The sequence below is a fragment of the Paracoccus benzoatiresistens genome (genome assembly GCF_026913015.1).
GTDB lineage: Bacteria > Pseudomonadota > Alphaproteobacteria > Rhodobacterales > Rhodobacteraceae > Paracoccus > Paracoccus benzoatiresistens.
This window is the reverse complement of record NZ_JAPTYD010000133.1, coordinates 1-2,376: the sequence shown is the minus strand read 5'-3', so window position 1 is coordinate 2,376 and position 2,376 is coordinate 1. Positions and strand designations below refer to the sequence as shown.

Sequence of the window (2,376 nt, the reverse complement as noted above, 5' to 3'; positions counted from 1 at the left end):
GCGCTCTGATCTTCGCTTGCCCCTTGCCATTGCAACCTCCTTCAAAAGGGTGTTGCGACGACCGGTTGAGATCGCCCAATACCTGTCGATCCGATACACCGAACGGCTGACCGAGGCAGGCATCGACACCTCGGTCGGCAGCGTCGGGGATTCCTATGACAACGCTCTCGCCGAAAGCATCATCGGCTTGTTCAAGACCGAGGTCATCAAGTTTCTCGGACCCTGGAAGTCTGTTGGTCAGGTCGAATGGGAAACGCTGAAATGGGTCGACTGGTATAACAAGACGCGCCTGCACAGCGCCATCGGTTACGTCACGCCGAACGAAGCAGAGGAGGCCTTCTACGCAAGCTTGAACGCTGACGAAAAAGCAGCCTAATCAGTGAACCACAAACTCTCCGGTAAACCCGGGGCGGTTCAGGATCTCGATCCACTCCTCGTGCGGCACGGGGATCCGGGAGTTCGGCTTCCGGGCCGGCTGCGGATGGCCGCGTAACGGCCGCAGGCGCGGTGGCGCCTGGATCCAGCGCGAGCGCCCGAAGACTGCACGTCCCACATAGGCGGTGTTGCGCAGCATCAGCGCGATGGTGGTGCCGTCCCACCGGGCCTTGCCGGTGCTGGTCGGCACCCCCGCCTCCGAGAGGCGGCGCGACACCTCCCGCAGGCTCAGGCGCTCCAGCCCAATCCAAGCGAACATCAGGCGGACCCAGCGGGCCTCCTCGGCCGCGACCTCGACGCGCGCCACCCCACCGCCGGCGTCCTTGGTGATGTAGCGGTAGTCGAAGGGCACCTTGCCCAGGGCGCTGATCAGGCCCGAGCGCGCGGCATGCCGACGTCCGCGTCGGCTGCGCTCCAGGAACTTGGCCCGCTCGTACTCAGCGATCATGCCCTGAACCTGGAGCAGAAGGTCGTCCTCGGCGCTGGTGCCGATGAGACGATTGGCGAAGACAACCTCGGTGCCGGCCCGACGAAACTCCTCGACCAGCAGCACCTGGTAGGCGTAGCGCCGGGCCAAGCGCCGGGCCAGACGGTCCGGCGCAAGGACGTAGACCTGATCGAGCGCGCCGGCGGCCACGGCATCGCGCAGCCGCTCCAAGGCAGGCCGCAGGAGCGTGGTGCCGCTGTAGCCCTCGTCGACGAACTCGTCGCCGGGCTCGATCGACAGGCCGGCGCTGGCGACCCGCTCACGCAGCGCCGCAAGCTGGCTGGCCACGGTGTTGCCGCGGGCCTGCCGCTCGCTCGACACCCGGGCGTAAAGCGCGATCCGGAGCTCAGGCATGGTCACTCCTCCGCATGGTCAGTACCTCGCTGTCGCCGGGCTCCGGCTCCGGGGGCAGACGAAGCCGCCGGCGCTGGATGGGCACGAGGCGGTCGTAGGCCTCGATCAGGCACTGGGCACTGAGACGCGTCGTCTCGAACGACACCTTGATCGTAACCACCCGGTTTGCACCGCGGGCATTTTGCATTGACAGGCGTTGATGATGTCGTGTCTCGCACCACGGCTCTCCGTGGTAGGCTCAGTCCATGGAGATTGATCGGGACAAGATCGACGAGGCTGTTCTGGCGCTGATGTGGTTGACGCTGCATGACGAGAGGCGGGCGTGGAAAGGCTTTGACTGGGATGCCCTGGAGCGGTTGCATGCCCGGGGTCTGATCGCCGATCCGGTCAACAAGGCAAAGTCGGTCATCCTCACCGATGAGGGTCTGAGGCAGTCTGAAGATCTCTTCCGGGCGCTGTTTACGCGGCCTGGATCTTGACGATGCCTACTGGCGCGCAGTTTCAGGGCAGCAAATCGCCGAGACGATTGTTCATGTGATCGTGGATGCGGTCCAGGACATCGGCAAGATAAGCCTGCGGATCGAGCCCGTTCATCTTTGCCGTTTCAATGATGGTCAGGGCGCGGGCAAGCGTTTCGCCGCCCGCATCCGAGCCTGCGAATAGCCAGTTCCGTCTGCCGACACCAATCGGTCTCAGGGCCCGCTCGGCCGCATTGTTGTCAAACGCAACGCGTCCGTCCTCGAGAAACAGCGTGAGGGCAGACCAGCGGCTCAGCCCGTAGCGGAAGGCTCTGGCCAGATCGCTTTTTCCCGGGATGCGCCAGCTGCTTCTCGGTCCAGTCCCGGAAGGCGTCGATCTTGGGCCTGGTTTCCTTCTGTCGAACCGCCAGCCGCAGCTCGGCAGGTTTGCCGCTGATGGGGCGCTCGATGTCGTAGAACTTGCCGATCCGGTCGAGCGCCTCGCGCGATTTCGGATTTTGTCGATGTCCAGACATCATGGAGTGAGCCGGTGAAAGCGATCCGTTGAGAGTGTCAGGTCTTCTGTGTATGAGTGATCCGGTCCATGCTTCACCGAAAGGAAGCATGCATGACGATCTCCAA

General features: G+C 63.9%; 3 protein-coding genes and 1 pseudogene. 2 read left to right on the top strand and 2 right to left on the bottom strand.

The annotated features are described in order from the left end of the window. A partial coding sequence (locus OU682_RS23740) for an integrase core domain-containing protein (protein WP_268944643.1) occupies positions 1-376 on the top strand: 376 nt, incomplete at its 5' end. On the opposite strand, the gene OU682_RS23735 is transcribed toward OU682_RS23740, so the two are convergent. After that, the gene (locus OU682_RS23735) at positions 377-1,276 is read right to left on the bottom strand and encodes a recombinase family protein (protein ID WP_268944642.1); all 900 of its coding nucleotides are present in this window, start codon (positions 1,274-1,276) and stop codon (positions 377-379) included. It lies immediately after the preceding gene. Between the two features lie 245 nt (positions 1,277-1,521). On the opposite strand from OU682_RS23735, the gene OU682_RS23730 reads away from it, so the two are divergent. Continuing rightward, positions 1,522-1,755, top strand: coding sequence for a DUF6429 family protein (locus OU682_RS23730; RefSeq protein ID WP_268944641.1), 234 nt, complete (start codon positions 1,522-1,524; stop codon positions 1,753-1,755). 22 nt (positions 1,756-1,777) lie between these two features. Here OU682_RS23730 and OU682_RS23725 read toward each other — a convergent pair. Beyond that, positions 1,778-2,274, bottom strand: a pseudogene (locus OU682_RS23725) (IS66 family transposase); the annotation flags it as partial. Between the last annotated feature and the right edge of the window lie 102 nt (positions 2,275-2,376).

Coding starts and splice junctions, on each gene's coding strand:
- OU682_RS23735 (WP_268944642.1), bottom strand. CDS start 1,276: ATGCCTGAGCTCCGGATCGCGCTTTACGCCCGGGTGTCGAGCGAGCGG.
- OU682_RS23730 (WP_268944641.1), top strand. CDS start 1,522: ATGGAGATTGATCGGGACAAGATCGACGAGGCTGTTCTGGCGCTGATG.